The sequence below is a fragment of the Martinezella rhizogenes genome (assembly GCF_007002745.1).
Lineage (GTDB): Bacteria > Pseudomonadota > Alphaproteobacteria > Rhizobiales > Rhizobiaceae > Agrobacterium > Agrobacterium cucumeris.
On the sequence record NZ_SGNY01000001.1, the window covers coordinates 980,321 to 1,003,745 of the forward strand.

The following is a 23,425-nucleotide window of genomic DNA, read 5'->3' on the forward strand; positions in this document are numbered from 1 at the left end:
ATGCGGACTATTCCTTCCCTGCTCCCCGCTTTCCTGAAGGATCGGGCCGGCAACATCGCCATCTCGGCCGGGCTTACCGCGCCGCTTTTCATCGGCGTCCTGGCTCTTGGCGTCGACTACGGTTATCTGACCCTGCAGAAACGGCAGTTGCAGCAGACCGCAGATCTCGCAGCCATATCGGCGGCCGCAAATGCCGCTGATCCGGAAAAGGCGGTCCAGCAATATTTCGCCCTCAACGGCATGGATCTCGGCGTCAAGACGCCGCAGGGCCTGCTCACTCCAAACGGTCTTCAACCCTTCGATCCCGCAAACGAATTTGCAAGCAGCAACGGTTACGCCGAGGTCATCAAGGGCCATTATGAGCCGGATGCAACCATTCCTGTCGGCGCACGGTTCGTGGACAACGCCCTGCCCACCAATGCGGTGAAAGTGAACATCGTTGAAAAGGGCCAGATATTCTTCGCCGCCGCCTTCACCACCCCGCCCAAGATTTCTGCGGTCGGAACGGCGTCGTCCCAGAAGATCGCGGCATTTTCGGTGGGCTCACGACTGGCAAGTCTCGATGAAGGCATTTTGAACAGCCTGCTCGGCGGCCTGCTCGGCACCACGGTTTCGCTCAAACTCATGGATTACCAGGGGCTGGTTGCCGCTGATGTCAACGCGCTGCACGTCGTCGAGGCGCTTGCCATCGATCTCAAGCTCACCGCCGGCACCTACAAGGATGTTTTGAAGACGGAAATCACCTACGGTCAGTTCCTCAATGCGTTGACCAAAACCACCGGCCTGCAGCCGGCTGTCACCAACATTCTGAAGACACTGGAAAAAACCGCCAACAAGAGCAACATCAAGCTCAAGCTGGAAGAAATCCTCAATCTCGGACCTTTCTCGGACAAGCTGATCGGTAGCGGTGAAAACCTCAAGGTCACCGCCGGCGTCTTCGATCTCCTCAATGCCGCAGCCGTTGCCGGCAATGGCGGCAACCAGCTGGCGCTCAATCTCAACGCCAACGTTCTCGGTCTCGCCTCCGTCAAGGCAACGCTTGCCATCGGTGAGCCGCCGGTCGAAACCCCGTCGCTCGCCGTTGGTGGTCAGGGCACCATCGTCCGCACCGCACAGACCCGGCTGGCCGTCAGTGTCGTGGTGGACGGACTTCAAGCCATTGCCGGCCTCAAGGTCAATATCCCGCTTTATGTGGAAGTCGCCCATGCCGAAGCACGGCTTGCCGATATTCGCTGCACGGGCGGTGGACAGGGAACAGTCGATGTAGAGGTCGTTCCCGGCGTTGCAGAAATTGCGCTCGGCAATGTCGATACCTCCGCTTTTGCCAATTTCGGCAAGGACCCGCGTGTCACCAAGGCGGCGATCGTCGATTCAGCGCTGCTTGCCATCAATGGCAGTGCCCTCATCAATGCCACCAACATGACGAAAACCAAGCTGACCTTCACGCAGTCGGATATCACCCAGGCCAAGATCAAGAGCGTATCCACCAAGGACACCGTCACCACTCTTGTCAGCTCGCTGCTGAAGAACCTCAATCTGGATATCAGGCTGCTCTTCCTCAACCTTGATCTGGGAGGCCTGGCGGGCATTCAGGCAGCGCTTGCCAACACGCTTGCGGTGGTTACCGCTCCGGTCGATCAGCTGCTCTACAACGTGCTTCTGGTTCTCGGCGTCAAGATCGGCGAAGCCGATGTGCGCGTCACCGATGTGCGCTGCCAGCAGCCGGCGCTGGTGCAATAACCCAGCAGATAGACACAAAAAAGCCGCCGGGAAATGTCCTGGCGGCTTTTCATTTGATCGCTCTTTGTATCAGGCGTTGGCAATCGCCAGACGCTTCTCGTCCCGGCCGCTCTTCATGCGCTCGGAGAGAAGGAACGCCAGCTCCAGTGCCTGATCGGCGTTGAGGCGCGGATCGCAATGGGTGTGGTAACGGTCCGACAGCGAATCCGCCGTCACGGCACGCGCGCCACCCGTGCATTCCGTCACGTCCTTGCCGGTCATCTCAATGTGGATGCCGCCCGGATGCGTGCCTTCGGCGCGGTGGATCTGGAAGAAGCTTTCGACTTCCGACAGGATGCGCTCGAACGGGCGCGTCTTGTAGTGGTTGAGCGTGATCGTGTTGCCATGCATCGGGTCGCAAGACCAGACGACCTTGCGGCCTTCCTTCTCGACGGCGCGAATGAGCTTCGGCAGGCTGTCCGCCACCTTGTCATGGCCGAAACGGCAAATCAGCGTCAGGCGACCGGCCTCGTTTGCCGGGTTCAGCGCATCGATCAGCTCGATCAGATTGTCAGGCGTCAGCGACGGACCGCATTTCAGACCAATCGGGTTCTTGATGCCACGGAAATATTCCACATGCGCATGGTCGAGCTGACGCGTGCGGTCGCCGATCCAGATCATGTGGCCTGATGTCGCGTACCAGTCACCGGAGGTCGAATCGATGCGGGTCAGCGCCTCTTCGTAGCCAAGCAGCAGGGCTTCGTGGCTGGTGAAGAAGTCGGTTTCGCGCAGGCTCGGATTATTGTCCGCGCTGATGCCGATCGCCTTCATGAAGTCCATGGTTTCGGAAATCCGGTCGGCCAGCTTGCGGTAACGGTCCGCCTGCGGGCTGTCCTTGATGAAGCCGAGCATCCACTGGTGAACGTTTTCAAGGTTGGCGTAGCCACCCATTGCGAAAGCGCGCAGCAGGTTCAGCGTCGCGGCCGACTGGCGGTAGGCGTCGAGCTGGCGCTCCGGGCTCGGTATGCGCGAACCTTCGTTGAATTCGATACCGTTGATGATGTCACCGCGGTAGGACGGCAGCGTCACGCCATCGAGCACTTCCACGTTGGAAGAGCGCGGCTTGGCGAACTGGCCGGCAATACGCCCCACCTTCACGACAGGCAGCTGCGCGCCATAGGTGAGCACAACGGCCATCTGCAGGAAAGCGCGGAAGAAGTCGCGGATATTGTCCGCGCCATGCTCGAGGAAGCTTTCGGCGCAATCGCCGCCCTGCAGCAGGAAGGCGTTGCCTTCAGCCACATTGGCGAGCTGTTTCTTCAGGCGGCGGGCCTCACCGGCAAAAACCAGCGGCGGATAGGTCGCAAGTGTGGCTTCCGTTGCAGCAAGTGCTGCTGCGTCAGGATATTCGGGAACCTGCTGGATCGGTTTCTGCCGCCAACTGCCGGGTGTCCAATTCTGTGCCATGTTCTTACCCTTTTTTCGCCCGCGCGACTGTCGCGCGACCGCCTCGAAAAATTGAGCGGCTTATAGCTCCAAGCATCGGCTTTGCATAGCCGATGTCAGGGCTATCGGGCTCAATCTGCCCCTTTTGGGCACTCCAGATGCACAAAAGTCAATTCAAACGATTTAACCGACCCGCCGCCTTCCAGAAAACATCCATTTTCGAAGGGCGGCGGGCGCATTCGGACAGCGATCATATCACGCTTGTGTCAGCGCTACACGCACTCGCCATTCACCACGCGGTAGCTCGGCGAATACATCGTCACCAGCTCTTCAGCGGCCGTCGGATGAACCGCCATGGTGCGGTCGAAATCATCCTTGGTGCAGCCGGCTTTCAGCGTGATGCCGAGAAGCTGCGCCATCTCACCCGCTTCGTGGCCGAGAATATGCACGCCAACAACCTTGCGGTCGGCGGCATTGACGATCAGCTTCATGATCGTCTTTTCCTGGCGGCCGGAAAGCGTTGCCTTCATCGGCCGGAACTGGGCGCGATAGACTTCCAGCTCCGGATATTTCTTGCCCGCTTCCTCTTCCGAAAGACCGACGGTGCCGATTTCCGGCTGCGAGAACACCGCCGTCGCGATCAGCTCGTGATCAGGCTTGGTCGGGTTGTTCTTGTATTCGGTCTCGATGAAGCACATGGCCTCATGGATCGCCACCGGCGTCAGCTGTACCCGGTCGGTGACGTCGCCCAGCGCGAAAATGCTCGGCACGTTGGTGCGCGAATAATCATCAACGATGATCGCGCCGCGCGCATCCAGCTTCACACCGGCATTTTCCAGACCCAGACCCTTGGTATTCGGATCACGGCCGAGCGCCAGCATGACCAGGCCGACATGCAGCGAGCTGCCCTGCTTGGTGCGCGCCACGAAACCATCGGCACCATCCTTGCTGACTTCCTCGATGATATCTTCGAGAATGATGCGGATGCCCTTGGCCTCCATCGCCTCATGCAGGCCCTTGCGCATGTCGTGATCGAACCGCGAGAGGATTTCCTTGCCGCGATAGATCAGCGTCGTTTCAACACCGAGCCCGTGGAAGATATTGGCGAATTCAACAGCGATGTAACCGCCGCCGGCAATCAGGATCGATTTCGGCAGTTCTTCCAGATTAAACGCCTCGTTGGACGAAATCGTCAGCTCATGGCCGGGCAACGCCTTGTGCTCGTTCGGCGTGCCGCCGACGGCAATAACGATACGCTCGGCCGTGAAGGTCTCACCGGTTTTTGTGAGCTTCACGGTATGGGCATCGACCAGTTCGGCGCGGCTGTCGAAAATATCTGCCTTGGCGTTTTCCAGCCCCTTGCGATACAGCCCCTCGAGACGGGTGATTTCCTTGTCCTTCGCCGCGATCAGCTTCTTCCAGTCGAAGCTGCGCTCACCAACGCTCCAGCCGAAACCTTCGGCGTCCTCGAAATGTTCGGGGAACTGAGAGGCGTAGACGAACAGCTTCTTCGGCACGCAGCCGCGGATGACGCAGGTGCCGCCATAACGATATTCTTCAGCAATCCCCACGCGCTTGCCGAGCGAGGCCGCCACGCGGCCGCTGCGCACGCCGCCCGAGCCGCCACCGATGACGAAAAGATCGTAGTCATAAGCTGTCATAGTCAAAACCCCTGATCAAAACCACGCCATCAGCCCTTAAGGCGAATGGTGGCGTCTTCACGGCACATATAGGTGCTGCGACGCACAAATGAAAAGCCCGGTCTTGCGACCGGGCTTTGAATATTTCTGAATTGTCTGTTCATTCAATCAGGGCTTGGGAGCAGCCGGAGCGCCGCCCGTGGCGTTCTGGTCGGCCGGAAGCGGCTTCAGATCAGCACCGGCAACCTTCTGCAGTTCAGACATGCTGGACGCGTTGAGATCGCGGTTGATGCCGGCAGCCCAGATATCGGCGGCCTTCATCAGTTCGCGGGTGGCGATCGGGCCGTCCTTCAGAAGCTTCTTGCCCGCTTCGCTGCTGTAGAAGGCGGAAATGGCGTTCAGCTCTTCAACGCTGAAGGCGCGCGCATAGGTGAGTGCAGCCTCGCGTTCCAGATCGGCGCGGCGCGGCGCAAGCTCGAGAGCCTTGGCATCGACGGTCTCGGTGATGGCGTCTTCGACGTTCGGCGAGGCCTGAATGAGTTCGGCCTTCAGACGCTCGGCCAGTCCAGGCAGAATGTCGTCAAAACGGTCGGTAACGCCAAGAGAGGCGATTGCCTGCCGTGCGGCAGCAACATGCGCTTCCGAAATTTCCTGAGCGCGTACGGCAGTACCGAACACAACGCCGGAAATGAGGATCGAAGCAGCGGCAGCTTTGCCCAGTCCCGCTAGTTTGATCATGAAAATCTCGCTCCTGTTATACTGCCTGCATCACGCGGGCGCCTTCAGGACCCGCGATAATGGCAAGCGATGCCAAATTTATGAAAAGTCCGTGCTCGACGACACCGGGAATCGTGTTCAGCTCGCGTGCTAGCGCTTCTGCATCAGGAATACGGCCAAAAGATGCGTCGAGGATAAGGTGTCCGCCATCCGTCATGAAGGCGCCGTCGCCGGATGAACGCATTGTCAGTGCGCCCGAAAGACCGGATCGAGCCGCCAGCTTTTCAATGGCGATGCGTGTCGCCACCTGGCCGAACGGGTTGATTTCGATGGGAAGCGGAAAGGCGCCCAGCGTCTCGACGACCTTGCTCTGGTCGGCAATGACGATCACGCGGGCAGATGCCGCCGCAACGATCTTTTCGCGCAGAAGAGCACCACCGCCGCCCTTGACGAGGCGCAGCGCATGATCGACTTCATCAGCGCCGTCGATGGTCAGATCCAGTTCCGGTAATTCATCGAGAGATTTCAGCGGCACGCCAAGCTCGACGCAGAGACGCGCGGTGCGCTCGGATGTCGGAACACCCTCGACCTTCAGCCCGGCGGCGACCTTCTCGGCCAGAAGCCTGACGAATTCCTCGGCCGTCGAACCCGTGCCGATACCAAGCCTCATCCCGTCTTGCACGTGGGACAATGCGGCCTCGGCGGCCTTGATCTTCATCTGGCGGGCATCCATGTGCCTGAAACTCCGGTAGCTTTGTCGTCGCCGTGCTGTTTACACGGGTCGAAAGCCAAACGAAAGCCTTTTTCAAGCCAACGAACAGAACGTTGTGACGCGGTTGCAAAGACAGGCCCGTTTGCCTAGGCTTGGCGCGAATGAAAGCACCGACACCTCGACACCCGCATTCTCCAAGAGGCCCGTTCCCGTGACATCCCGCCCGCTCTCTCCGCTTGCCATTTTCGATCTCGACGGCACGCTCGTCGATACCGCCGCCGACCTGGTCTCGAGCCTCAACCACACCATAGCCGTTGCCGGCCTTGCGCCCGTCACCTATGACGACCTGACCCACCTCGTCGGCCAGGGTGCGCGGGTGATGATCAAGCGGGCTTTCGCATTGCGCCAGACGGGACTGCCGGAAGCCGAGATCGATCCGCTCTATGAGCGTTTCATCACCCATTACCGCGCCGAAATGCCGGGTGAAAGCCGCCCCTATCCCGGCATCATCAACACGCTGGATGCGCTCTCGGAAGCCGGCATCACGCTTGCCGTCTGCACCAACAAGACTGAAATCCTCGCTGTGCCGCTGCTCGAAAAACTGGGGCTGACGCGATATTTCGCGGCCATCACCTGCGGCGACACCTTCGCCTTCCGCAAACCGGATGCCCGCCATATTCTCGGCACCATCGAAAAGGCCGGCGGCGATATCAGACGCTCCATCATGGTCGGCGACAGCATCAACGATATTCTCGCCGCAAAGAACGCCGGCGTACCGTCGATCGGCGTGACCTTCGGTTACACGGATGTGCCGATGGCCGAGCTTGAACCTGACGTCGTGATCGATGATTTTGCAGCACTGACGCCCGATCTGGTGGGCCGGTTGCTGACCGGACGCGACGCGGCGGCGTAAACCGCCGTGATATCCGCAGCTTCGCCATGGTCGATCACAAATTCTTCTTTCCCCGCACCGCCGTCAGCATCATCGCCATTGGCGATACCGGCGAAGCCCTGCTTCTGAGAGCGGTGCTGGAAAGCCTTGGCGCATCGGTCCGGCTGCATCTTCCCGGCACTCCGGAAGATATTCTGGTGTGCCTGAAACAACCCGACAACCCGCCGCCCTATCTCATCATCAGCGGCCATGGCGATGAAAACGGGCTTGTGGTCGGCGAATTCGACCCTGAAGTGACCCGGATGAAATTGCTGGACGGCAGCATGCCCGCCGAAGCGTTCCTCGGAACCGTCGATCTGCGCGACACCGTTGTTTTCAGCACGGCCTGCTGCACGGGCTCCGGGGCTTTCGCCAAAGCCTTTATCGAGGGCGGTGCAAAAGCCTATGTGGCGTCATCAGGTTATCCAGACGGTGCCGCGACACCGCTGTTCGTGCATTTGTTGTTTTATGAACTGCTCGTCCGCAAATCGCCGCTAGAAGAAGCGCTGAGGCTCGCCAGCCTGCTTGATAGCGATGACGAACTGGCATTCGAACTCTTCAAGCCACAAACCCCGGAACCATAAGCGGGCGAAACAAAAAAAGCGCCGTTTCCGGCGCTTTTCTCTCAATGCGATTTATCAGATCGACGCGGCCCGCGCCTTTGTCGTCACGGCAAACGCCTTCTGCACATAGCTGTCACGATCATAGACGTCATCGAAGAACTGCACCTTGCCGTCCTTGTCCGGCCAGGCGGTGAAATAAGCCACATAGACCGGGATTTTCACCGGCACCTGCACGGCGCGGTTCTTGCCTGAAGCAATCTGCTCGCCCACCTTGTCGACGCTGGTGCCAAGAACCGCAGCCGCCATGCGGCGCGGATCGACCAGACGGATACAGCCATGGCTCAGCGCCCGCATGTCGCGGTTGAAGAAGCTCTTGGCCGGTGTGTCATGCATGTAGATGGCATGCGCATTGGGGAACAGGATTTTCAGGTCGCCCAGCGCATTGTCGCTGCTCGGCGGCTGGCGCACGGAAACGGCGTTGGTCGAGCCATACCAGTTGACGCTGGTGGAGGAGACCGCACGGCCACCCACCTGCACTTCGTAACCCAGCCGGTCGAGATAGGACGGATCGCGGCGCAGCTTCGGCAACATCTCGTTGACGATGATCGACTGCGGCACGCCCCAATAGGGATTGAACTCGACGGTCTGGATTTCGTCCTGGAAGAAATAGGTCTGGTTGGCCTTGGAGCCGACGACCACCTTCATGCCGAACTGTTCCACGCCATCATTGTGGTAATAGGCCATGAAAGCGGGCTGGTTGATGAGGACGTAACGCTGGCCGAGATCGGCCGGCAGCCAGCGGATCTGCTCCATGGCCACCTGCACCTTGGCGATCTTCGCCTCGTTGCTTTCGCCAACCATGGCGCGAACGGTGGCGCGACCGATGACGCCATCCGGCTTGAGGCCGTTTTCGCTCTGGAACGCCTTCACCAGATCGACGAGATCAGGCGTATAGTCCTGCGTCTGCTGGTAGCCGGAAATGATCGCCGCATGTTCGGCCTTGAAGGCGGGCGAAGCGCGATGTTCGATCGCCTTGACCACATTGGCCATGTCGGCGCTGCTATTGCCGGGCTTCAGCACCAGATCGGCGGGAACGCGGACCGTGTGAGCCGCATCGCCCTCACCGCGCAGGCGGGCAAGGTCAGCCTTCAGCGCCTGATATTCGGCACTCGATGGTTCGCGACTGCGCAGATAGGCAGCGACATCGGGGCTGAGGCCCGCAAGCTTCAGCACCGGCGCGAGGTTTACCGTCTTGCGCTTGAAATCATGGTAACCGGAGAGCCGGTTCGGATCGACACGGCCGCGGGTCGTATCCTGCACATAGGCCAGAACCTTGGCAGACAGCGCCAGTTCGAACCGCATCTGCGCCCGCTGATAGGCGTCGGAGGTCGATGCCGATGCCGTTTCCACCGGTGTACCGGTTGCCGTCGTGCCAGTGGCATTGCTGCTGATGCTGGCGGTCACATCCTTTGCCGGTGCGGAAATGCTGTAGTCGGCCGGATCGAGGCCGCTTTCGCCAACCGTCTCGAAGAAGGCGATGACGGCGTTGGCACGCTCGGTCAACTCGCCGCCGGAAACCCACAGCGTCTTGCCGCCGGCGCCGTAATAGGCTTCCAGTGCCTTGGCGATTTCAGGCGTGGCGCTGAACTTCAGATTGGCGAGATCGTCACTGAAATTGGCCGTGTTCACGGCGCGGGCGGTATCCGCCTTGTAGTCGTAATAACGCGGGCCGGAAACGCGCGGCAGGGGCTCGGGATCGGAAGCATCGGCGCTCGGTCCTGAAACCGACGGCGAGGTGACGATACCGGCTGGCGGCAATTCACCACGGTCACGCGCAACCTTGCCCGGGCCGCCGCGCAGAAGGTCCATCAGCGTTACCGCACCGGCGCTGCCGGGAAGAGCGGTGGAAACGGAAAGACCGAGAACCAGCACCAGCGCTGCCGATGTTTTTCCAGATGTGACTTGCAATTTGATCCTCGTAGCACCCAGCACCGCCAGAAAAACGGCGGGCATCAGTTTCATGCCTGTCTAGCCGATCAACGGCCCGTTGAAAAGAAACGCCCAAAGTTCACAACCGTGCCGAAATGAACCTTATGATACAGCCAAAGCCATAAAAACGTAATTTCCAGAATTGGTGAGAATGGTTAAATTTCTATTTATTTCATTCACTTTGCCGTGGCTCCCAGCACCACTCACATGCCACCGAAAGCCCGGTTTTCCGGTCATTTCGGGACGTAGTAAAAATGACACGCCGGTTCGTTTTTCACCCCGGCCCTGCGCTCGTGCCGAAATCGCCCTAACGCGGCGGGAAATATCTGCCTCTGCCGCATTGCAGCGCTTTCATTGCCGGCGCGATGATTCTATATATCGGCCGCGCAAGGCGGGCGAAGGCGCCGTTTTGGCGGAGGAACACGAGTAAAAAGGCAAGATTGATGACAGCCACACGGACGGAAACCGATACATTTGGACCAATTGAAGTTCAGGCCGATCGCTATTGGGGCGCGCAGGCGCAGCGCTCGCTCGGCAACTTCAAGATCGGCTGGGAAAAGCAGCCCGCCTCTGTCGTTCGTGCGCTGGGCATCGTCAAGCAGGCTGCCGCCCGCGCCAACATGGCGCTGGCCGGTCTCGACCCCAAGGTCGGCGACGCCATCATTGCCGCCGCACAGGAAGTCATCGACGGCAAGCTGACCGAGCATTTCCCGCTCGTCGTCTGGCAGACCGGCTCCGGCACCCAGTCCAACATGAATGCCAATGAGGTGATTTCCAACCGTGCAATCGAAATGCTCGGCGGCGAAATGGGCACCAAGAAGCCCGTCCACCCCAATGACCACGTCAATATGAGCCAGTCCTCGAACGACACCTACCCGACGGCCATGCACATCGCCTGCGTGGAAGAGATCGTTCACCACCTGCTGCCCGCCCTCAAGCACCTGCACAAGGCGCTGGAAGCCAAGGTCAAGCAGTTCGAGAAGATCATCAAGATCGGCCGTACCCACACGCAGGATGCGACCCCGCTGACGCTCGGCCAGGAATTCTCCGGCTATGCCGCGCAGGTCGCCTCCGCCATCGCCAACATTGAAACCACCCTGCCCGCGCTTTCCAAGCTCGCCCAGGGCGGCACGGCCGTCGGCACGGGCCTCAACGCTCCCATCGGTTTTGCCGAAAAGGTTGCCGACGAGATTTCCAAGATCACCGGCCTTTCCTTCGTCACCGCGCCGAACAAGTTCGAAGCGCTTGCTTCGCATGATTCCATGGTCTTCTCCCATGGCGCAATCAATGCGGCTGCCGCTGCACTCTTCAAGATCGCCAACGACATCCGCTTCCTCGGTTCAGGCCCGCGCGCCGGTCTCGGTGAATTGTCGCTGCCGGAAAACGAGCCCGGCTCGTCGATCATGCCGGGCAAGGTCAACCCCACCCAGTCGGAAGCACTGACCCAGGTCTGCGCCCACATCTTCGGCAACAATGCGGCGCTCTCGTTTGCCGGTTCGCAGGGCCACTTCGAGCTCAACGTCTATAACCCGATGATGGCCTACAACTTCCTGCAGTCGGTCCAGCTTCTGGGCGATGCCGCCGTCTCCTTCACCGACAATTGCGTCGTCGGCATCGAGGCCCGCGAAGACAATATCAGGAAGGGCGTCGAAAACTCGCTGATGCTGGTGACGGCACTGAACGGCAAGCTCGGCTACGACATCTGCGCCAAGATTGCCAAGACCGCACACAAGAACGGCACGACGCTGCGCGAAGAAACCGTTGGTGGTGGATACCTCACCAACGAGGAATTCGACCAGTTTGTACGCCCGGAAAATATGATCGGCCCGAAATAAGCCGGTCACATGCAACGGACATGGAAACGGGCCTTCGGGCCCGTTTTTGTTTGTTCGATTGACACGCCGCAGGCCGGCCGTGACATCGCTGGCGCGAACCGGAATATCCGGTTGCCTCCATATTGTCCTGTTGGTTTTTATATCGGCCTCTTACACTGCTCTTCCGGGGGAATACCGGATCCAAATTCGCGATGAGGATGACGCCATGATCTGCCGCCGCAGCCTGCTTCTTGCGGGCGCATTCCTCGCAACGGCGATGAAAGTCCCCAACCTGTTTGCTGAGAACAATCGATCTCGCATTGCCCTCTGGCCCGGCCTGCCTCCCGGTGGCGGCGGCCCTGACGGCCCTGCGGAAATCAGCAAAAAAGGCGCAGTCACCAATATCGCCATACCAAGCCTTGAGATATTTGCCCCTGACACGCCCAATGGGGCCGCGATGATCATAGCCGGTGGTGGCGGATATAAACGCATAGAGGAAGGCAAGGAATCCTATCCCGCCGCACACTGGCTCGCGGCCAGAGGCATTTACGCTTTTGTCCTCAGCTACCGCCTGCCAATTGAAGCATGGGCCGCCGGGCCGCTCGCACCGCTCCAGGATGCGCAGCGCGCATTTCGTCTGGTGCGTGCACGCGCCCCGGAATGGCAGATCGATCCCCACAGGGTCGGCGCGCTCGGCTTCTCTGCTGGCGGGCACTTGATGGGGCTCGCGGCCGCCCGTTCGGCGTTCACGTCTTACGAAGGCGTCGATGACATCGACAGGCAATCAGCCCGGCCGGATGTCGCAGCGCTGATCTATCCGGTCATTACGCTTGCAGCTCCCTATGACCACACATCAACCCGCAGATCGCTCGTCGGCAGGCACCCGGCAGATGAAGCAACGCGGCAATGGTCGGTGGAAAGTCACGTGAGCAAAGACTGCCCTCCGGTCTTCCTCACACAGGCGGATGATGATCGGATTTCCAATCCCGCCAACAGCCGTATCATGCAAGAGGCCTGTGAAAAGGCTGGTGTGGATGTTGAACTTCATCCAATAGCGTCCGGCGGCCACGGCTTTGGCATGGGCAAGGCCGGCACCCCATCGGAAAAGTGGCCAAGCTGGTACGAGGCGTGGTTGCGGAGACAGAACTTTCTGGCATGAGGCAGCCCGGCGATCCACCGCACCGTGCATCTTCGGACTAGTTGTACCCTCTCCTCCGTCATCCCCGGGTCAGCCCGAGGATGACCGAGCAAGACGCATCGTCGAAACTTTGGCGGTGGGTGCGTGCACGAAAAAAAGGGCCGCTGTCGCGACCCTTTTCATATTCTTCAAACCATCAAACCAGCCGGCTCTGCTCCACCGCCGCTTCAACGAAGCTGGCGAAAAGCGGATGCGGGTCGAGCGGGCGGCTCTTCAGTTCCGGGTGATACTGAACGCCGATGAACCACGGATGATCAGGATATTCCACCGTTTCCGGCAGCACACCATCCGGAGACATGCCCGAGAAGACGAGGCCGCATTCTTCCAGCCGATCCTTGTAGTCCACATTCACCTCGTAGCGGTGACGGTGGCGCTCGGAAATATCCGTGGTGCCGTAGATATCGGCGATCTTGGTGTCTTTCTTCAGCGCCGCCTTGTAAGCGCCAAGACGCATCGTGCCACCGAGATCGCCCTTGGAGGAACGCTTCTCCAGCTCGTTGCCCTTCACCCATTCGGTCATCAGGCCAACAACAGGCTCGGACGTCGGGCCAAATTCGGTCGAGGAGGCATTTTCAATGCCGGCGAGATGCCGGGCCGCTTCCACGACTGCCATCTGCATGCCGAAGCAGATGCCGAAATAGGGCACATTGCGCTCACGCGCAAACTGCGCCGCCATGATCTTGCCTTCCGAACCGCGCTCGCCGAAGCCGCCGGGCACCAGAATGCCGTTGACCTTTTCGAGATAGGGCGTCGGATCTTCCTTTTCGAAGACCTCCGACTCGATCCATTCCAGCTTGACCTTGACGCGGTTGGCGAAGCCACCGTGATGCAGCGCCTCGATCAGCGACTTATAGGCATCCTTGAGGCCGGTATATTTACCGACGATCGCAATCGTCACTTCGCCTTCCGGCGTGCGGATACGGTTGCAAACCTCTTCCCACTGTTCCAGACGCGGCTTCGGCGCCGGCTCGATGCCGAAAGCGGCCAGCACTTCCGAATCGAGGCCTTCCTTGTGGTAGGCAATCGGAACGTCATAGATATTCGCCACATCCAGCGCCTGGATGACGGCGGAAGGACGCACGTTGCAGAACAGCGAAAGCTTGCGGCGTTCGGCTTCCGGAATTTCCCGGTCGGCGCGCACCAGCAGGATGTCGGGATGAATGCCGAGCGCCTGCAGTTCCTTGACGGAATGCTGGGTCGGCTTGGTCTTCAATTCGCCAGCCGCCGGAATATAGGGCATCAGCGTCAGGTGAAGATAGATCGCCGTGCCACGCGGCAGGTCGTTGCCGAGCTGGCGGATCGCTTCCATGAACGGCATCGCCTCGATGTCACCCACCGTGCCACCGATCTCACAGATGACGAAGTCGTAATCGTCATTGCCTTCGATCACGAAATCCTTGATCTCGTTGGTGACATGCGGAATGACCTGAACGGTTGCGCCGAGATAATCGCCGCGCCGTTCCTTGTCGATGATGTTCTTGTAGATGCGACCGGTGGTGATGTTGTCGGTCTTGGTGGCCGAACGCCCGGTAAAGCGTTCATAGTGGCCAAGGTCGAGGTCCGTCTCGGCACCGTCGTCCGTCACGAACACTTCGCCGTGCTGTGTCGGGCTCATGGTGCCGGGATCAACGTTCAGATAGGGGTCGAGTTTGCGAAGCCGCACCCGATAACCACGGGATTGCAGCAAAGCTCCGAGTGCCGCAGCTGCGATGCCCTTACCGAGAGAGGAGACCACGCCGCCTGTGATGAATACATATCGCGCCATGGGATTCACCGGATACCTTTTTACCTCTGATTCCGCCAGCCCAAATTTCATGCTGTTACAAATTCGCTGTTGACGAATGTGTAATTCAACTGGCCGGAATACGAACAAAAGAAAACCGGCAGGCTTTTGGCCTGCCGGAGCGTTAAATCAGAACCGGGCTTATTGACCGGTCGGAACTGCGTTCGGATCGGCGGGCTGCGCCGGTGCCGGAGCGGCCGTGCCGGAAGCGGCCGGAGCCGTCTGTGCGGGTGCGGCTGCGCCACTATTGGTCGGAACGCCATTTCCAGCCGGAGCCGGTGTTGCGGGCGTCGTTGCCGGGCCGAGCGTGTCGAGAATGCCGTTGCCCTGGCCCTGTGTGGCCGGAATACGGTTCAGGATGTCGGTCGGGCGCGATTCGTAGCGGGTCATAAGACCAAGGCCGAGCGACGTCAGGAAGAACAGCGCGGCGAGGATCCCCGTCGTGCGGGTCAACGCATTGGCCGTTCCGCGCGCGGACATGAAGCCCGAACCGCCGCCGATACCGAGGCCGCCGCCTTCGGAACGCTGGATCAGGACCACGCCGACAAGCGCCAGCACGATCATGAGGTGAATAACAATCAAAACGGTCTGCATGACAATCCATTCCATGCCCCGCGCGGAGCACTACAAAGAAGGTTTCGCGGCTCTTTACATGAGGCGAAGGTTTATTCCAAGCCCCTTTCCAACCCCTGTGACAGGAAAGCTGGTCTCAGGCCGTCAGTTGCTCATATGCCGCATAGATGGAAAGGAAGTCCGAGGCTTTCAAGCTGGCGCCGCCGATCAGCGCGCCATCGACGTTTTCAACGCCCATCAGTTCCAGCGCATTGGCGGGTTTCACCGAACCGCCATAGAGAATGCGCATGGTCTTGCCGGCTTCACCGAAGCGCTTGACGAGCTCGTCGCGCATGAAGGCATGGGCCTCGCGCACGTCCTGCGTGGTGGGTGTGAGACCGGTGCCGATCGCCCAGACAGGCTCATAGGCGATGACGGTATTTTCAGCCGACGCTTCATCCGGCAGGGAGCCGGCCAACTGGCGCTTGAGAATATCGAGCGTCTGGCCAGCCTTGCGCTCATCGGCGGTCTCGCCAATGCAGACGATGGCGATGAGATCGGCCTGATGGGCGGCCACGGCCTTGGCGCGCACCAGATGATCCGTCTCTGCATGGTCGGTGCGGCGCTCGGAATGGCCGACGATGACATGGGTGCCGAAGCAGTCGGCAATCATTTCGGCGGAAATATCGCCGGTATGTGCGCCGGATGCATTCTGATGGCAATCCTGTCCGCCGATCATCAGCGGGCTGTCATCGCACAGCGCCGTTGCCACATAAAGCAGCGTCGAGGGTGGGCAGATCAGCGCATCCACCTTCTCGGACAGCGCGCCCTTGACGCCCTCTGCCATGGCCTTGATCTGATCGAGCGAGGCACGCGTGCCGTTCATCTTCCAGTTTCCGGCAACAAGCGGTCGAACATTCGGCGTCATGCGTATCCCATTCCCTTTGTCTCGAGGCTGCCGCCTTTGGCAGCACCCCTTCCCTCAGCCGTCTCACGGCCCATAATCGCGACAGAAACACTGCCGGAAATCCCGGGATATTCCTTTAAACGGCCCCGGCGATAAATGGTACAAAAAAGCGGTCCGAAGGTTCAAAACGACGGCCAATTTCTGAAAATTCGCCACCGCTGACCCAAAACAGCGGCCTCAGCGACTTAAAATCCAGTTCAAAACCGCCCGCCAGTCGGTCATGCGCACCGGCGTTCCGTGACTGCCGGTCTCGAACCGCGTAAACCGCGCCGGCTCCCCGGCCTTCAGCAATGCACGGAAAATCGTCGCCTGCTGATCGGCCGAATAGACCTTGTCAGCACTGCCATGGGTAAACCAGACCGGTTTCTTCGCTTTGGCAAAGGCGCTTTTCGGAAAATCGGGATCGACCGCACCGCCAAGGATCGCCATACCCTTGAGATTGGCGACCGCAAGCTTGTCGCGGCTGATGCCATAACAGATGAAACTGCCCATCGAGGCGCAGGTGAGCACAACAGGCTTTCCGCCCGACTTTTTGGCCGCATCGGCAATCAGCGCCGCAACATCGGCAACGCCGTTTTCATCGAAGGAGCGCACGCTTGGCACATAATAGGTTCCGCCATTGGCCACCGCGAGATTTTTCAGCCGATTGAAATTGCCGCCGAACGTATAGTCGTTCATGCCGAGCCGCCGGTCGCCGCCGCGTCCATGGATGAAGATGACCGTGAAGGCCTGCCCGCTTGCCGGCCCGACGCGGCCGACCTCAAGCGCCCTGCCCTCAATCGACACCGTTTCCAGCGCCTGCGTCTTCTTCGGCGTCATATCCACATATTGCCGCTTCACCCGCCGCTCCGGCACCTCGTCGCGGCCGTTGATGTCGCGCATCTCCTGATAATCGATGACTTCCGACGCGCCGCCATCTCCGGTGGAAAGCACCGTCTGGCTGGAAAACAGCTCGTCCTTGAAGGGGCGCAGCGGCCCATCGGCAGCGGAAGCAGCGCCCGGCATCACCGCAACAGTCAGGCAGAAAAGAGTACAAAACGTGAAATGAGCTGTGGACATGACTTGGTTAACCGTTCATTCGTGGCTGCGAGACTTGCCATCACAAAGGCGGCGGCGCAATCCTCCTGTTGCGAAACCCTGACATGGGTCTTGGCGTATGGCGCGCCGCGTTCGGCCACATGGCTTACACGTTTGGCGCTATAATCGCCTCATATACAAATGATTCGCCTGGCGAAATTCTGACGACACTATTTTTGAACCTTGGACATGATGGACGACAGCAACGATCTCTTCTCCGGTCTTCCGGCGGCACAAAACAGCGAAACGGAAACGAACGAGGACGCGGGCAAACCCGTGAAGGCCCCGGCGACCGCAGCCGCGAATGTGAACGTGCAGCCGAAACCCGCAGCCGTTGCGGCCGTCACGCCGCCTGCCCCGCCCGCGCCCGTGTCTCCTTCCGGTGACGACTACGGCGCTTCCTCGATCCGCGTGCTCGAAGGGCTGGAGCCGGTGCGCATGCGTCCCGGCATGTATATTGGCGGCACCGATGAAAAGGCGCTGCACCACCTGTTTGCCGAAGTCATCGACAACTCCATGGACGAGGCCGTCGCCGGCCACGCCAATTTCATCGAGGTTCATCTCGATGCCGAAGGTTTTCTGACGGTCACTGATAACGGCCGCGGCATTCCCGTGGAAAACCATCCGCAGGTTCCCGGAAAATCCACGCTCGAAGTCATCATGACCAAGCTGCATGCCGGCGGCAAGTTCGACGGCAAGGCCTATGAGACATCGGGCGGTCTGCACGGCGTCGGCGTATCCGTGGTCAACGCGCTTTCCGATCTTCTCGAAGTGGAAGTGGCGCGTAACCGCAAGCTTTATCGCCAGCGTTTTTCGCGCGGCGCGCCGATTGGCGGGCTTGAGGAACTGGGCGACGTGCACAATCGCCGCGGCACCCGCGTGCGTTTCCATCCCGATCCGCAGATCTTCGGTGATCATGCCAAGTTCGAACCGGCCCGCATCTTCCGCATGGCCCGGTCCAAGGCCTATCTCTTCGGCGGCGTTGAAATCCGCTGGAGCTGTGATCCCGGCATGGTGCCGGCCGGTGGTGAAATCCCCGAAAAAGCCGTGTTCCATTTCCCCGGCGGCCTCAAGGACTACCTCGCCGCCACGCTCGGCAAGGAATTCACCGTCACCCGCGAGATTTTCTCGGGCCGCACCGAAAAGACCGGCGGCCACGGCGCGCTGGAATGGGCTGTCACCTGGTATGGCGGCGACACGCAGATCCATTCCTATTGCAACACCATTCCGACACCCGAAGGCGGTACGCATGAGGCCGGTTTTCGTATTGCGCTCACCAAGGGCCTGAAGAATTATGCCGAACTGACGCAAAACAAGCGCGCCAAGGACATCACCACCGATGACGTGATGATTTCGGCGGCCGGCATGCTCTCCGTCTTCATCCGCGAACCGGAATTCGTCGGCCAGACCAAGGACAAGCTGGCAACCGTCGAGGCCCAGCGCATCGTTGAAAACGCGCTGCGCGATCCCTTCGACCATTATCTCGCCGGCAATCCGGGTGAAGCGGACAAGCTGCTCGACTGGGTGATCGAGCGCGCTGAAGAGCGCCTTCGCCGTCGCAAGGAAAAGGAAGTCAACCGCAAGACCGCCGTGCGCAAGCTGCGCCTGCCCGGCAAGCTGGCGGACTGCGCCCAGAACACCGCCGAAAATGCCGAACTCTTCATCGTCGAGGGGGACTCGGCTGGCGGCTCGGCCAAGCAGGCGCGCAACCGCGCCAACCAGGCCATCCTGCCGCTGCGCGGTAAAATCCTCAACGTCGGTAGTGCCAGCCGCGAAAAGCTCTCCGCCAACCAGCAGATCGCCGATCTCATTCAGGCGCTCGGCTGCGGCACCCGCACGAAATATCGCGAAGAAGACCTGCGGTATGAGCGCATCATCATCATGACCGATGCCGATGTCGACGGCGCCCATATCGCCTCGCTGCTCATTACCTTCTTTTATCAGGAAATGCCGGAACTCATTCGCGGCAACCATCTCTTTCTGGCCGTGCCGCCACTCTATGTCATCCGTCAGGGTGCCAAGAGCGCCTATGCCCGCGACGACGCGCACCGCGCCGAGCTGATGGAAACCGTCTTCAAGGGTAAGAAGGTCGAAATCGGCCGCTTCAAAGGCCTTGGCGAAATGATGGCGCAGCAGCTGAAGGAAACCACCATGGATCCCGAAAAGCGCACCCTGCTGCGCGTCGAGATCGACGACGTGGATTTCGAAGGCACCCGCGAGGCCGTCGACAATCTGATGGGCACCAAGGCCGATGCCCGCTTCCGCTTCATTCAGGAACGGGCGGCCTTTGCGGATAATCTGGATATCTGATTATCCAGATGGCCCCTTGAAAGGCAGCGCCCCGCGCTGCCTTTTGCGTTGATGCGGAGGAAACATCATGCGGATAGTGCTGACGGGCAGCTCCGGCCGGGTCGGCCGCGCGATTTTCAGTGCGCTGGCCGGCCGGCACGATGTCACGGGCATAGACCGCTCTCCCTTTTCCACAACCCATATCGTCGGCGATTTCGCCGACAGGGTGCTTCTGCAGAGAGTTTTCGAGCGGGCTGATGCGGTAATCCATACCGCGGCCCTTCATGCCCCGCATGTCGGCTGCGTGCCAGACGCCGAGTTTCAGCGTATCAATGTCGATGGCACCCGCATGGTCGCGGAAGCGGCAATGGCGGCAGGCGTTGAGCGGCTGGTCTTCACCAGCACGACGGCGCTCTACGGACACGCGGTTTCAGCGGGGTGCTGCACCTTTATCGATGAAGATACGCCGCCCCAGCCAAAAAGCATCTATCACCGCACGAAGCTCGAAGCCGAGCATCTGCTTGAAGAAATGGCCAGCCCGCGTCTCGCCGTGCGCGTGCTGCGCATGTCCAGAAGTTTCCCGGAGCCCGCTGACGTAATGGCCGCCTATCGGCTGCATCGCGGCGTCGACATCCGTGATGTCGCTGATGCTCATGCGCTGGCACTCGGCAATGCGGGAGAAAATTTCCAGCGCTATATCATATCGGCAGCCACCCCGTTTTCCGCTGATGATTGCGACATCCTCGCCAGGGATGCGCCTTCCGTTCTCCGGCAACGGACCCCGGCCCTTGCAGACGCGTTTGCGCGGGAGGGTTGGGCGCTGCCGATGACCATCGATCGGGTCTATTCACCCGCCCGCGCCGCAAAGGGGCTTGGCTGGACATCCCGGTTCGGCTTCGAGGACGTATTGGCCGGGCTTGCCCGGCGCAGCCTGGAAGTCCTGCCTGTAGGCGCCAGCATCAGCAGAAAATCCGAGTAAGCGCCGACCTTATGCCGCAACATCCTCGCGAACCCCGAGAATACGGTCGATCAATCCCCACTCCAGAGCCTGTTCCGCCGTCATGAAGAAATCCCGGTCCATGGCCGCTTCGAATTTTTCATAGCCGTGTTTGCAATGCTCGGAATAAAGCCGCGTCATGCGGTGCTTGGTCAGCCGCATCTCCTCGGCATGGATCAGCATGTCCGAAGCCTGACCTTGAAAGCCGCCCAGCGGCTGGTGAATGTGGATGCTGGCATTGGGAAGCGCCGTGCGCTCACCCGGTTCACCCGCCATCAGCAGAAACGATCCCATGGAACGGGCCGTTCCCATGCACAGTGTATGAACCGGGGCGCGGATGTAATGCATGGTGTCATACATGGCGAGACCGCTGGTCACCACACCGCCCGGCGAATTGATATAGAGATGGATCGGTTTCTTCGGGTTTTCCGCCTCGAGAAACAGCAATTGCGCGCAGACCAGCGCCGAAACCGCATCGTTCACCTCACCGTTGAGGAAGATGATCCTTTCCCGCAACAGCCGGGAATAGATATCGAAAGACCTTTCTCCCCTAGACGATTGTTCGACTACCATAGGGACGAGTTGCATCGCTTCGCGCATCGGCGAACTCCTGTCTTTGAAATGTCGGGGAACGTTCCGGATCAGGCGGCGAGCTTGATCGGCGAACCGTTGTGGTTTGCGGCGGCCTTTATCATCCGGCCGGTATTGACGGGCAGGTCGTGAATGATGCGCAGGCTGGTGCCGCCATGGGCATTCGCCGCGATCCTGAAGGTGACGGTGCTTTCCAGAAATGGCGGATTATCCTCGCGCAGCCGGTAGCGCACCTCCTCGCCGGGTTTGATATCGATTGCGTCAGGTTCCGCCAAAGCCTCCTTCGGCAGCCAGTTTTCACGAAACGCCGGAATGCTGATGGCGCGCCAGACCTTTTGCGGCGGCTCGTCCAGATCATATTCAAGCTCGATGCCGTTTTTCGGCGCTTCCGGTGTCTGCCTGTTCATTGGTCCATATCCTTCAGCAGGAGTTTGAGAGCCTCAATGCGCTGCGGCCAGTAGGCGCGATATTTACCGAGCCAGGCCGCAATGCGCGTCAGCCCGTCCGGATCCACTTCATAATTGACGAAACGGCCCTGCCGCTTCTCGACCACCAGCCCCGCCCCGCGCAACACTGAAAGATGCTGCGACATGGCCGGCTGGCTGATCTCGATCCCCTCACGCAGGGCGGAAGCGTTCATGGCGCCATCCGCCAGCTTTTCGAAAATGGCGCGGCGCGTCGGATCGGCCAGCGCCCGGAAAATATCGTTCTCTGTCATGACAACACATAAGCACACACTTATGTGATTCACAAGCCCCTTCGGTGCGTGGAAAACGCGCCTTTTTCACGCTGATGGCACGAGGTGCGGTGAACGCTTTATCCCCTCGCGCGTTTTCATCCCGCCTGATACTCTTCGGGCCGGGAGCGATCAAAACAAGTGACTGCATTTACGGTCTTCATCGTCATTCTTCTTATGGTCATCGGGCCGAGCCTGTTTGTCGTCATCGGCAAGCAGCGGGAAAAGGCCATTCCCAAGCGCCCCTCCACCGCCCTGCCCCTTGCCGAAGACGCGACGACGCTGGACCGGCACTGGCAATCGATAAGAAACGGCTGGAACGAGAAAAATGCGCTCTGCCTGCTGCATTCCAACCTCGATGCCTTTGCGGTGCGCGTGGCGGCGGCGCGTGCCGCCGGGCGCAGCCTCGATCTCATGTATTACATGTGGAATGCCGACCTGACCGGACGGCTTATGATGCGCGAAGTCATCGCCGCAGCCGATCGCGGCGTGCGGGTGCGCCTGCTGCTCGACGATCTCGGCGTCTCCATCTCCGACCGCATCTTCCACGCCATCGACAGCCATCCGAATATCGAGTTGCGACTGTTCAACCCCACCCGGGCGCGGGAAAACATCCTGCATCGAAGCATCGAGCTGGTGCTGCGCTTCCGAAGCGTCAACCGGCGCATGCACAACAAGGCCTGGATTGCCGACGGGCGGGCCGTGATCGTCGGCGGGCGCAACATTGGCGACGCCTATTTCGACGCCGCCGAGCGCGCGAATTTCCACGATTTCGATATTCTCGGTTTCGGCAACATCGTCGCCGACGCCACCGAAATCTTCGATGATTACTGGAACAGCGCCGTTTCCGTGCCCGTGCGGTCGCTGCTGGCAAGACGGCCAAACAAACTCGCCAGATTGCGCCGCGAACTGGATGCCCTGCCGAAAAGCGAGGCCGCCAAACCCTATCTGGAGCGGATCGAAAGCCAATATGACCGCGACCATTTCCTGATGTCGGACCGCCTGCACTGGGTCGAAGCGGCGGATATCCTTGCCGATCCGCCGGAAAAGGCGGCTGGCAAACGCCGCAAGGGTCATAACTTCCTGATGGAGAGCCTGCTGCCGCTGATGCAGGCGGCAAGCGACAGCCTGCACATCACATCGCCCTATTTCATTCCCGGAAAACAGGGCGTGGGGATATTTCTACAGCTCGCAGAAAACGGCGTGTCGGTCGCCATCCTCACCAATTCGCTGGCCGCGACAGATGTGGCCGCCGTCCATGCCGGTTATGCCCGCTACCGAAAACCGCTTCTCTCGGGCGGGGTGCGCCTGCACGAGCTGCGCGCGCAGGCCGATCAGTCCAACTTCACCCTGCGCGGCTCGGGACAGGCGAGCCTGCACACCAAGGCTTTCACCCGCGATGGCAGGACCGGCTATATCGGCTCGCTCAATTTCGATCCACGCTCCGCCTCACTGAATACGGAAATGGGCGTCGTCTTCAACTCGGCGCCGCTGGTTGCCTGTATGGACGAGATATTTGCCGGCGAAATCCGCCGCAGTATGAGCTTCGAGCTGGAAATCGACAAAGGCAGGCACATTGTCTGGATGACGGAAGAACAGGGGCGCACGAAAACCTACCGGCGCGAACCCGACGCCGCCATCAGCCGCCGCATCGTCGCCGGCATCATGCGCTTCCTGCCGTTTGAATCGCAGCTTTAACGGGGA

20 protein-coding genes are annotated in these 23,425 nt (G+C 60.1%); 8 read left to right on the forward strand and 12 right to left on the reverse strand.

What is annotated here, in order from left to right:
• Window positions 1-1,740, forward strand: coding sequence for a TadG family pilus assembly protein (locus tag EXN68_RS04890; protein ID WP_142839832.1), 1,740 nt, complete (start codon window positions 1-3; stop codon window positions 1,738-1,740).
• Between the two features lie 69 nt (window positions 1,741-1,809).
• Here the strand turns inward: EXN68_RS04890 and EXN68_RS04895 are convergent, their stop codons facing one another.
• The 4 genes from EXN68_RS04895 to rpiA form a co-directional block, all read right to left on the reverse strand.
• A complete protein-coding gene (locus EXN68_RS04895) occupies window positions 1,810-3,186 on the reverse strand; it encodes a class II 3-deoxy-7-phosphoheptulonate synthase (protein WP_142839833.1) in 1,377 nt (458 codons plus the stop codon).
• Window positions 3,187-3,437: 251 nt separating this feature from the next.
• Entirely contained in the window at window positions 3,438-4,826 is a 1,389-nt protein-coding gene (gor, locus tag EXN68_RS04900; protein WP_142839834.1) for a glutathione-disulfide reductase, read from the reverse strand.
• A gap of 147 nt (window positions 4,827-4,973) precedes the next feature.
• Entirely contained in the window at window positions 4,974-5,543 is a 570-nt protein-coding gene (locus EXN68_RS04905; protein ID WP_046800065.1) for a DUF2059 domain-containing protein, read from the reverse strand.
• Window positions 5,544-5,559: 16 nt separating this feature from the next.
• Window positions 5,560-6,255 (reverse strand): ribose-5-phosphate isomerase RpiA, encoded by a 696-nt coding sequence (gene rpiA, locus EXN68_RS04910; protein ID WP_003502924.1) that lies wholly within the window; start codon window positions 6,253-6,255, stop codon window positions 5,560-5,562.
• Between the two features lie 190 nt (window positions 6,256-6,445).
• Here rpiA and EXN68_RS04915 point away from each other — a divergent pair, with 190 nt between their 5' ends.
• Both EXN68_RS04915 and EXN68_RS04920 read left to right on the forward strand, forming a co-directional pair.
• Window positions 6,446-7,147, forward strand: a complete 702-nt coding sequence (locus tag EXN68_RS04915) for an HAD family hydrolase (protein WP_142839835.1) — start codon at window positions 6,446-6,448, stop codon at window positions 7,145-7,147.
• A gap of 26 nt (window positions 7,148-7,173) precedes the next feature.
• A complete protein-coding gene (locus EXN68_RS04920; RefSeq protein WP_142839836.1) occupies window positions 7,174-7,749 on the forward strand; it encodes a hypothetical protein in 576 nt (191 codons plus the stop codon).
• Between the two features lie 54 nt (window positions 7,750-7,803).
• On the opposite strand, the gene EXN68_RS04925 is transcribed toward EXN68_RS04920, so the two are convergent.
• Window positions 7,804-9,750: a L,D-transpeptidase family protein gene (locus EXN68_RS04925; RefSeq protein WP_473086913.1), complete on the reverse strand. Its 1,947-nt coding sequence runs from the start codon at window positions 9,748-9,750 to the stop codon at window positions 7,804-7,806.
• 410 nt (window positions 9,751-10,160) lie between these two features.
• Here EXN68_RS04925 and fumC point away from each other — a divergent pair, with 410 nt between their 5' ends.
• Both fumC and EXN68_RS04935 read left to right on the forward strand, forming a co-directional pair.
• Complete coding sequence (fumC, locus tag EXN68_RS04930) at window positions 10,161-11,552, forward strand: class II fumarate hydratase (protein ID WP_142839837.1); 1,392 nt, start codon at window positions 10,161-10,163, stop codon at window positions 11,550-11,552.
• Window positions 11,553-11,757: 205 nt separating this feature from the next.
• Window positions 11,758-12,690 carry an alpha/beta hydrolase gene (locus EXN68_RS04935; protein ID WP_142839838.1) on the forward strand — a complete coding sequence of 311 codons (933 nt, stop codon included), beginning with the start codon at window positions 11,758-11,760 and terminating at the stop codon, window positions 12,688-12,690.
• A 175-nt stretch (window positions 12,691-12,865) separates the two neighbouring features.
• Here the strand turns inward: EXN68_RS04935 and EXN68_RS04940 are convergent, their stop codons facing one another.
• The 4 genes from EXN68_RS04940 to EXN68_RS04955 all read right to left on the reverse strand — a co-directional run bounded on the left by EXN68_RS04940 (window position 12,866) and on the right by EXN68_RS04955 (window position 17,090).
• The gene (locus EXN68_RS04940; RefSeq protein WP_161991195.1) at window positions 12,866-14,494 is read right to left on the reverse strand and encodes a CTP synthase; all 1,629 of its coding nucleotides are present in this window, start codon (window positions 14,492-14,494) and stop codon (window positions 12,866-12,868) included.
• 159 nt (window positions 14,495-14,653) lie between these two features.
• Complete coding sequence (gene secG / locus EXN68_RS04945; protein ID WP_142839840.1) at window positions 14,654-15,106, reverse strand: preprotein translocase subunit SecG; 453 nt, start codon at window positions 15,104-15,106, stop codon at window positions 14,654-14,656.
• A 115-nt stretch (window positions 15,107-15,221) separates the two neighbouring features.
• Complete coding sequence (gene tpiA / locus EXN68_RS04950; protein ID WP_142839841.1) at window positions 15,222-15,992, reverse strand: triose-phosphate isomerase; 771 nt, start codon at window positions 15,990-15,992, stop codon at window positions 15,222-15,224.
• A gap of 216 nt (window positions 15,993-16,208) precedes the next feature.
• Window positions 16,209-17,090 carry an alpha/beta fold hydrolase gene (locus EXN68_RS04955; RefSeq protein ID WP_142839842.1) on the reverse strand — a complete coding sequence of 294 codons (882 nt, stop codon included), beginning with the start codon at window positions 17,088-17,090 and terminating at the stop codon, window positions 16,209-16,211.
• Window positions 17,091-17,297: 207 nt separating this feature from the next.
• Between EXN68_RS04955 and parE the strand changes: the two genes are divergently transcribed.
• Together parE and EXN68_RS04965 are read left to right on the forward strand one after the other, a co-directional pair.
• The gene (gene parE, locus EXN68_RS04960) at window positions 17,298-19,418 is read left to right on the forward strand and encodes a DNA topoisomerase IV subunit B (protein ID WP_142839843.1); all 2,121 of its coding nucleotides are present in this window, start codon (window positions 17,298-17,300) and stop codon (window positions 19,416-19,418) included.
• Window positions 19,419-19,485: 67 nt separating this feature from the next.
• On the forward strand, window positions 19,486-20,376 hold the full coding sequence (locus tag EXN68_RS04965; RefSeq protein ID WP_142839844.1) for an NAD-dependent epimerase/dehydratase family protein: 891 nt from the start codon (window positions 19,486-19,488) through the stop codon (window positions 20,374-20,376).
• A gap of 9 nt (window positions 20,377-20,385) precedes the next feature.
• Here EXN68_RS04965 and EXN68_RS04970 read toward each other — a convergent pair whose 3' ends face one another.
• The 3 genes from EXN68_RS04970 to EXN68_RS04980 are packed head-to-tail and all read right to left on the reverse strand — an operon-like array spanning window position 20,386 to window position 21,703.
• Window positions 20,386-20,994 carry an ATP-dependent Clp protease proteolytic subunit gene (locus EXN68_RS04970; RefSeq protein ID WP_142839845.1) on the reverse strand — a complete coding sequence of 203 codons (609 nt, stop codon included), beginning with the start codon at window positions 20,992-20,994 and terminating at the stop codon, window positions 20,386-20,388.
• A 41-nt stretch (window positions 20,995-21,035) separates the two neighbouring features.
• Window positions 21,036-21,392: an SRPBCC family protein gene (locus tag EXN68_RS04975; RefSeq protein ID WP_003524775.1), complete on the reverse strand. Its 357-nt coding sequence runs from the start codon at window positions 21,390-21,392 to the stop codon at window positions 21,036-21,038.
• Window positions 21,389-21,703, reverse strand: a complete 315-nt coding sequence (locus tag EXN68_RS04980) for an ArsR/SmtB family transcription factor (protein ID WP_003524773.1) — start codon at window positions 21,701-21,703, stop codon at window positions 21,389-21,391. The genes EXN68_RS04975 and EXN68_RS04980 overlap by 4 nt, the downstream gene beginning before the upstream one ends.
• A 159-nt stretch (window positions 21,704-21,862) precedes the next feature.
• Here EXN68_RS04980 and EXN68_RS04985 point away from each other — a divergent pair, with 159 nt between their 5' ends.
• Window positions 21,863-23,419 carry a phospholipase D family protein gene (locus EXN68_RS04985; RefSeq protein WP_127758425.1) on the forward strand — a complete coding sequence of 519 codons (1,557 nt, stop codon included), beginning with the start codon at window positions 21,863-21,865 and terminating at the stop codon, window positions 23,417-23,419.
• Window positions 23,420-23,425: the final 6 nt, after the last annotated feature.

Excerpts from the sequence above, each read along its gene's own strand:
- EXN68_RS04890 (WP_142839832.1), top strand. The coding sequence starts at position 1 with ATGCGGACTATTCCTTCCCTGCTCCCCGCTTTCCTGAAGGATCGGGCC.
- EXN68_RS04895 (WP_142839833.1), bottom strand. The coding sequence starts at position 3,186 with ATGGCACAGAATTGGACACCCGGCAGTTGGCGGCAGAAACCGATCCAG.
- gor (WP_142839834.1), bottom strand. The coding sequence starts at position 4,826 with ATGACAGCTTATGACTACGATCTTTTCGTCATCGGTGGCGGCTCGGGC.
- EXN68_RS04905 (WP_046800065.1), bottom strand. The coding sequence starts at position 5,543 with ATGATCAAACTAGCGGGACTGGGCAAAGCTGCCGCTGCTTCGATCCTC.
- rpiA (WP_003502924.1), bottom strand. The coding sequence starts at position 6,255 with ATGGATGCCCGCCAGATGAAGATCAAGGCCGCCGAGGCCGCATTGTCC.
- EXN68_RS04920 (WP_142839836.1), top strand. The coding sequence starts at position 7,174 with ATGGTCGATCACAAATTCTTCTTTCCCCGCACCGCCGTCAGCATCATC.
- EXN68_RS04925 (WP_473086913.1), bottom strand. The coding sequence starts at position 9,750 with ATGAAACTGATGCCCGCCGTTTTTCTGGCGGTGCTGGGTGCTACGAGG.
- fumC (WP_142839837.1), top strand. The coding sequence starts at position 10,161 with ATGACAGCCACACGGACGGAAACCGATACATTTGGACCAATTGAAGTT.
- EXN68_RS04935 (WP_142839838.1), top strand. The coding sequence starts at position 11,758 with ATGATCTGCCGCCGCAGCCTGCTTCTTGCGGGCGCATTCCTCGCAACG.
- EXN68_RS04940 (WP_161991195.1), bottom strand. The coding sequence starts at position 14,494 with ATGGCGCGATATGTATTCATCACAGGCGGCGTGGTCTCCTCTCTCGGT.
- secG (WP_142839840.1), bottom strand. The coding sequence starts at position 15,106 with ATGCAGACCGTTTTGATTGTTATTCACCTCATGATCGTGCTGGCGCTT.
- tpiA (WP_142839841.1), bottom strand. The coding sequence starts at position 15,992 with ATGACGCCGAATGTTCGACCGCTTGTTGCCGGAAACTGGAAGATGAAC.
- EXN68_RS04955 (WP_142839842.1), bottom strand. The coding sequence starts at position 17,090 with ATGTCCACAGCTCATTTCACGTTTTGTACTCTTTTCTGCCTGACTGTT.
- parE (WP_142839843.1), top strand. The coding sequence starts at position 17,298 with ATGATGGACGACAGCAACGATCTCTTCTCCGGTCTTCCGGCGGCACAA.
- EXN68_RS04965 (WP_142839844.1), top strand. The coding sequence starts at position 19,486 with ATGCGGATAGTGCTGACGGGCAGCTCCGGCCGGGTCGGCCGCGCGATT.
- EXN68_RS04970 (WP_142839845.1), bottom strand. The coding sequence starts at position 20,994 with ATGCGCGAAGCGATGCAACTCGTCCCTATGGTAGTCGAACAATCGTCT.
- EXN68_RS04975 (WP_003524775.1), bottom strand. The coding sequence starts at position 21,392 with ATGAACAGGCAGACACCGGAAGCGCCGAAAAACGGCATCGAGCTTGAA.
- EXN68_RS04980 (WP_003524773.1), bottom strand. The coding sequence starts at position 21,703 with ATGACAGAGAACGATATTTTCCGGGCGCTGGCCGATCCGACGCGCCGC.